Source organism: Thalassolituus sp. UBA2009, assembly GCF_002335285.1.
Lineage (GTDB): Bacteria > Pseudomonadota > Gammaproteobacteria > Pseudomonadales > Oceanobacteraceae > Venatoribacter > Venatoribacter alkanivorans.
On the sequence record NZ_DDCJ01000149.1, the window covers coordinates 1 to 7,285 of the forward strand.

The following is a 7,285-nucleotide window of genomic DNA, read 5'->3' on the forward strand; positions in this document are numbered from 1 at the left end:
TGCCAACACAGGAATTCCACCGTGAGTCAGATTCGCCACAACGTTAAATCCTTCCAGGGCCTGATTGCCGCCCTGCAGGAATACTGGTCCGAACAGGGCTGTGTGATTAACCAACCTCTGGATATGGAAGTGGGCGCCGGTACCTTTCACACCGCGACCTTCCTGCGCGCCATCGGCCCGGAGAACTGGAGCTCTGCTTACGTGCAGCCAAGCCGCCGTCCGACCGACGGCCGTTACGGCGAAAACCCTAACCGCCTGCAGCACTACTACCAGTTTCAGGTAGTGATGAAGCCAAACCCGGTGGATATTCAGGAGAAATACCTCGAATCCCTGAAAGCCATGGGCATCGACACCCTGGTGCATGATATCCGCTTTGTCGAAGACAACTGGGAATCGCCAACCCTGGGCGCCTGGGGTCTGGGCTGGGAAGTGTGGCTGAACGGTATGGAAGTGACTCAGTTTACCTACTTCCAGCAGGTCGGCGGCCTTGAGTGTTTCCCGGTGACCGGTGAAATCACCTACGGTCTGGAGCGTATTGCCATGTACCTGCAGGAAGTAGATTCCGTTTACGACCTGGTGTGGACCTACGGCCCGGACGGCAAAGCCGTGACCTATGGCGACGTATTCCACCAGAACGAAGTGGAACAGTCGGCTTACAACTTTGAACACGCCGATGTCGATTTCCTGTTCACTGCTTTCGACCAATACGAAAAAACCTGTGCGCGCCTGATCGAAGCCGGTCTGCCGCTGCCCGCTTACGAGCAGGTACTGAAAGCCTCCCACACCTTTAACCTGCTGGATGCCCGCGGCGCCATCTCGGTTACCGAGCGTCAGGGTTACATCCTGCGCGTACGTACCCTGGCCCGTTCCGTGGCTCAGGCGTACTTCAACAGCCGCGCCGAAAAAGGCTTCCCGCTGGCGGACGAAGCCAACCGCGCCGACGTGCTCGCACGCTATCTGGCCGATAAAGAAAAAGCCGCTGCCCAGGAGAAGAAGTAATGAGTAAGCAAGATTTTCTGGTTGAACTGGGTACCGAAGAGCTGCCACCGAAGGCGCTGAAAAACCTGTCTGCCGCATTCACCTCCGGCATCGAACAAGGCCTGAAAGACGCCGGTCTGAATTTTGGTGCCGTTGTCTCTTTCGCCGCACCACGCCGTCTGGCGGTGCGCATCGAAGCACTCGAAGCCCAGCAGGCAGACCAGGAAGAAATTCTCTACGGCCCGCCAGCCAATATCGCCTTTGACGCCGATGGTAAGCCAACCAAAGCCGCCGAAGGCTTTGCTGCCCGTGCCGGTGCAACCGCAGCCGATCTGCAGACCGGTGACAATGGCAAGCTGATGATTCAGCGCACCATTAAGGGCAAAAACACCGTTGAGCTGCTGCCGGCCATCGTGCAGAACAGCCTCGACAAGCTGCCGATTCCCAAGCGTATGCGCTGGGGCGCTTCGCGCGTTGAATTCGTGCGTCCGGTGCAATGGCTGGTGATGCTGTTTGGCTCTGAGGTAGTTAACGGCGAAGTGCTGGGCCTGAAGGCTGGCAACACCTCCCGTGGTCACCGCTTCCACGCGCCGGGTGAAATCACCATCGCTAATCCGGCGGAATATCAGGACAAACTGCGTGCCGCTTATGTGATGGCCGACTTTGCTGAGCGCGCGGCGCTGATCAACGAACAGGTTGCCGCCAAAGGCAAAGAGCTGGGTGGCGAAGCAGTTATCGACGCCGACCTGCTGGACGAAGTGACCGCGCTGAACGAATGGCCGGTGGCACTGGCCGGTTCGTTTGACGAAGACTTCCTGCGCGTACCGCCGGAGGCACTGGTGTCCTCGATGAAAGAACACCAGAAATACTTCCACGTGATGAAAGACGGCAAGCTGATGCCCAACTTCATCACTATCGCCAATATCGAATCGAAAGATCCGGCGCAGGTGATTTCCGGTAACGAAAAAGTGATCCGTCCGCGTCTGTCGGATGCGGCCTTCTTCTGGGACACCGACCGTAAGCAGAAACTGGAAAGCCGTTTCGCCAAACTGGAAAACGTGGTGTGGGTGAATGGCCTGGGTTCCATCGCCGATAAAGCCCGCCGTATCGGTAAGCTGGCCAGCCGTATCGCCGCAGTAACCGGTGCCGACAGTGCTCTGGTAGAGCGTGCCGCGCAGCTGTGCAAAAACGATCTGGTTTCCAGCATGGTGTACGAATTCACCGACCTGCAGGGTCTGGCCGGTAAATACTACGCTGAGCACGATGGCGAACACGCCGATGTTGCCGCCGCCATGGTTGAGCAATATATGCCGGCCTTCGCCGGTGACGCGCTGCCGGCCAGCCAAACCGGTACGCTGATTGCGCTGGCTGATCGTCTCGACAGCCTGGTGGGTCTGTTTGGTATCGGCCAGATTCCGACCGGTTCCAAAGATCCGTTCGCCCTGCGTCGTGCCTCGCTGGGTGTGTTGCGTCTGCTGGTTGAAAAAGAAATCAATATCGATCTGAGCGACCTGATCGACTGGGCCATTGGCTCGGATTGGGCAACCGCACCGAAAACCGAAACCAAAGCCACTCTGACCGAATACCTGCTGGATCGCTTCAGCGCCTGGTATGCTGACGAAGGTATTCCGGCCGGCGTATTCCAGTCAGTCCGTGCGCTGGGTATCACCAACGCGCTGGATATTAACCGCCGCGTACAGGCCGTTCACGCGTTCAATAAACTGGACGCTGCCGAAGCACTGGCTGCTGCCAACAAGCGTGTGTCGAATATTCTGGCGAAAAACGGTGGCGACAAAGTGGAGGCCAACGTGGATTCTGCCCTGCTCGCACAGGCCGAAGAAAAAACATTGGCCGAACAGGTTGCTACCAAACAGCAGGCTGTTGAACCATTAATGGCACAGGGCGATTACAGTGCCGCGCTGACCGAACTTGCCGGTCTGCGCGTAGCGGTGGATGCCTTCTTCGACAACGTGATGGTAATGGCCGACGACGAATCCGTGAAAAACAACCGCCTCGCACTACTCAAGCAGCTGCAGGGATTGTTTATCGGTATCGCCGATATTTCGCTGTTGCAGGGATAATTAATTATTAATTGACCTGCGTAACGGTATTAAAAGGCAGCCTGATTCAGGCTGCCTTTTTATTCACTGCCCTGGTGCTGAACAGCGCTGTAAGTGAAGTAACCCAAGAATAAAAAGCCCGGTGCCTAAATCCAGTCTTCAGCAGTTACCTTAACAACTGTCAGATCACCGATATTTTGCTGTTACAGCAGAGTTAATTTGAAATAATAGAAAGGGAGCCAAAGCTCCCTCTCTACATTTCAATCTCTATCTCAGTCCTCTTTCCAAATGGTGGAAATACCAGTATCCAAGTTAATCTTAAAAGCATTTATGTTTTCTGGTTTGCTTTCTCTCCAAGAGTTCGTATTAATAGTAAAATATATCTCACTATCTGAAAGGAAAAAAGATGAGTAGCTATATGTAGGGGAATCTGTTCCTCCTGGCAGATCCAGATTTACTTCGATTGCTTCAGATAATTCCTTAGAATTAATATGATATTTTTTTATCAGTAACTGAACCGGGGTATTGAAATGATCATCCCCCTTCTTCTCTGAGATTGTATCAAATATAACAAGATAGTTTTTATTAATTGTTAAAGTTTTATACCCTGTATTTAAAGCAGACTCCAACTCAGTAGAAGTCAAATCAACTAGTTCATTCTCTTTTATCTCAAAGAATTTATTGGAGTCTTGCCCCGAATAATGATAGTACTGTCCGCCTTCAGAATGAATTTCTGAACTATAGTAGTCCATACCATCAAAGAAACTATTTGCTGTCTCATTATAAGGATTTTTATAGCCAACAGGCTTCGCATCTAATTTTTCAAACTGGCCACTTAAGCTATTATATCCGTAGTAATCATAACCAAGTCCTTCAACATCAACTAAAATCACGACAGAGAAAGCATCTGAAACTCCAATATCCGAAACCCGAATAATTTCTCCCTCAACACTGAATCTGGATATTAACTCTGCCACTGTATTATTGATTCGATACACTTCAATTTCTGATCCGAGATATTCATATAATGCAACCATGTTTCCCGAAATTTCCAGACCAGTTTGGTTCAGATCAGTGTTAAAGCCTACTTTTTTCAACACACCATCAGAGAAAAAACTTACGCGACTATCTTCATCTATTCCTTTGTCTAAATAAAAACCATCATTTGTAAGTGATACGGAGACATTTCCATTGCCTTCGAAAGAGCCCATCAATTCAGCATTGCAGCCTTGTATTTTATAAAGCTCCTCACCACCTGAAACAGCATAAAGTTCATTGTTATAGATTATAGGAAACCTTTGAATAGTGATTTGTGATTCGTATTCATCTGAATTAAAGCTGCTGTTTTTTATAGTAGCAACCCTGTGAGCTTTTTCGCTTGTTTCATTGAATACATATAGAAGATCACCGCCACTAGCGATACCATATTGACTTGCTGTAAAGTAAGTATAACCCTGGAAGTCAAAAGTATTATGAGATAAAACATTATCAGTGCTTGCACGTTGTCTTAATTGCTCACCATTAACAGCATCGACAAGCTTCACAGGTGATGTAAGTTTTGCCGAATAATTCCAGAGCTCTTCATTTTTAACTGCAATTCCATATTGGTCCTGCTCTGATACATCTGCAATAGGGTCAACGCATCCCCATCGCTCACTTTCTGTTAGCTTTCTTGGCTCTGGAGTACTTCCACTGCCGCCGCCTCCGCCCCCACACGCTATCAGCTGCGTGGCAATTAAGACAATTACACTCATTTTATACATATGTAATCCTTACATGTTTATTAACGCGGGAATTCTAACACCCGAAAAGTGAAACCCCCAATATAAGCAGGACAAACACTGCCTAGACTAACACTTCGGTGATTTTATGAGATACATCAGGCAGCCCATGATAGGAAAGCAACCGTCCAAGATAAATAAAAAGCCCGGCTCAATCAGCCGGGCTTTTTATTTTCATTCACTGAAATTAATTCAGCTTAATTTTCCTTCACTCCACGGCGCAGTTCTTTAAAGTTAATACGCTCCAGCGCCGGATCATCACTGTTTTCCTGCCACTGCATCCATTGGGTTAATGAAATAGACAGCTGCAAAGAATAATCGAGTGAAATCCAGCTCTTACGGCCGCTGGCATAATCCGGTACACCATTGCCCATCACATTAACCGGCCCGTTATCGGTTTCAACGATCATATTAAAGGGTGCCGCTGCCGGGACATTGGCAAAATAAATGCTGTCGATATTGGTAAAGCTGACACCATTATTCACCGTTGCTTTGCTGCCACTGCGATCGACACCGACTAACGGATTTTCAGGATCAGGGGTTACGCATTCTTTGGTGATACCTGAAAACTGTGACAGTAGCGGCGGCGTATCAAAATTGCTGTCCGGTACAGAAGCCGTGCCATGGCAGGACATGCACGAGCTGTTGGCATTATCGGCCGGGCCATTCAGGCGATAATTACAGCCTAAATGTCCCATATGCTGCATCGGGTTGGCGCCGCCGTATTTATTCAGTTCGTTCACGGTATCCCAGAAAATAACTTCTTCCATAAAACCGTTCTTTTTCACATCCAGCGGATAGTTGTGCGCAAGTTTGCCATCCGGTGGAGTTTCGTTGCCCCACATCACACCCAGCAGACTGATACGCAGCCACGGATCGGCTTCTTTCGCCTTACGCTGACCATCGGCAACAAAGGTGCCGAATACCCACTGCGTACCCGGTGCACGGCTGTCTTTTACCGCAAAGTCGAACTGCAGCAGGCGCACGTCGTTCCACTCTGTCGTGCTGCGCGGACACTGCTGGCTTTCTTCAATCAGCGTGCACTCATTGCCCTTCGCAGGTGTGCATTTACAGAATGACGGATCGGAGATATTGGCATTCCAGGCGGGCTGATTCGCCAGCACCGGCAGCTGTTCCGGAGTTGAGGTATTAAACAGCGGCTTACCAACAACGGCGCCCTCATCAAAGCTCACATCTTTAGCCGGAATTTTCGCCGTGCCGTCTGCCTGCCAAACCGTTCCCAGAGTGTAAGCGGCCGTTGCATTAAAGAAGCCTACCGCCCACATGGTAGTGTTGATCGCACCCTGAGGTGTAGAGAATGTGACCGGTGCTTCGCGGGTCAGACCGTGGGTAAACTCACGCCCGCTCATGGCATCGTAAGTCTGGAAAGGAATGCTGTACCACGGACGCACGTTGTTGTTACACACATCCCAGTCTTCGACTCCGGGACGGTTAACGTTGCCGTCCTGAATGTACTTCATCACCAGCCAGCTGTAGTCATATGCCAGCTGTTTTTTCTGCGCTGCCGGAGTGTCTGTTCTGAACAGGGCATCAAAACGTGCATCACGCCACGGCTGTGCCGCACGGTCATCCACCGGCTGACGCGGATACTTATCAGATATGCGGAACACCGGGCCCTGCCAGTCAGCAGGCGGCACGTTGCTGATTTCCTGACCTTTCCACATATTGCTGAATTTAGCTGCCGGGTCCTGCCAGTAGCTGGGATAAGTGCCGCTGCAGGTGCTGCTGGATGTGGTCTCAGGAGCTTGCGCCGCAACCATATCATTTTGTGCTTTTTCACCGCAGGCGCTGAGCAACAATCCGAAACTAAGCAGTGAGGTTCCGGCGATGCGCCGGCAAAGAGAACTTTCCATAGTGATATTCCTTTTGCTGAGAAGTCAGTTTTTGCTGAGGGATCAGGCCAACCGAGCGTATCATTTGTGATTAACGGCAGGCATCATTGCCCGCCAGACTCAGGCAGAGGTATCAGCCCAGATGCATGACTTGGCACTGACTGACATATTTTTAATTCATCGCTGCACCTGGTTAAGCCCGTGGACGGTTATCCCGCCCGCACCCCTCCGGCACAAACCGGCTTTACAGAAGAGACTGCCCAATGAAACTCATCATTCTTGATCGCGACGGCGTACTGAACGAAGACTCCGACGACTTTGTAAAGTCCGTCGACGAATGGCTACCAATTACTGGCAGTGCTGAAGCGGTTGGCCGTTTGTGCAACGCCGGTTACACCATCGCCGTTGCGACCAATCAAAGTGGCCTGGCGCGGGGGCATTTCAGCCTTGCCGATCTGGAAGCGATGCACGCCAAAATGAACGCGCTGGCCGCAGAACATAATGGCCGGTTTGCCCATATTGCCTTCTGTCCGCATGGCCCGGATGACCATTGTGATTGCCGAAAACCCTTGCCAGGGCTGATTCATCAGATTGAAAAAGCGTTAGACACATC

The 7,285-nt window shown here is 50.8% G+C and carries 5 protein-coding genes; 3 read left to right on the top strand and 2 right to left on the bottom strand.

What is annotated here, in order from left to right; genetic code table 11:
* The first annotated feature begins 21 nt into the window (after positions 1-21).
* Positions 22-999, top strand: a complete 978-nt coding sequence (glyQ, locus tag B3P58_RS18195) for a glycine--tRNA ligase subunit alpha (protein WP_286719521.1) — start codon at positions 22-24, stop codon at positions 997-999.
* The gene (gene glyS, locus B3P58_RS18200) at positions 999-3,059 is read left to right on the top strand and encodes a glycine--tRNA ligase subunit beta (RefSeq protein WP_286719523.1); all 2,061 of its coding nucleotides are present in this window, start codon (positions 999-1,001) and stop codon (positions 3,057-3,059) included. The genes glyQ and glyS overlap by 1 nt, the downstream gene beginning before the upstream one ends.
* Positions 3,060-3,310: 251 nt before the next feature.
* On the opposite strand, the gene B3P58_RS18205 is transcribed toward glyS, so the two are convergent.
* A complete protein-coding gene (locus tag B3P58_RS18205) occupies positions 3,311-4,801 on the bottom strand; it encodes a hypothetical protein (RefSeq protein WP_286719525.1) in 1,491 nt (496 codons plus the stop codon).
* Positions 4,802-5,016: 215 nt separating this feature from the next.
* Positions 5,017-6,693 carry a hypothetical protein gene (locus B3P58_RS18210; protein ID WP_286719526.1) on the bottom strand — a complete coding sequence of 559 codons (1,677 nt, stop codon included), beginning with the start codon at positions 6,691-6,693 and terminating at the stop codon, positions 5,017-5,019.
* A gap of 242 nt (positions 6,694-6,935) precedes the next feature.
* On the opposite strand from B3P58_RS18210, the gene B3P58_RS18215 reads away from it, so the two are divergent.
* A partial coding sequence (locus tag B3P58_RS18215) for an HAD-IIIA family hydrolase (protein WP_286719528.1) occupies positions 6,936-7,285 on the top strand: 350 nt, incomplete at its 3' end.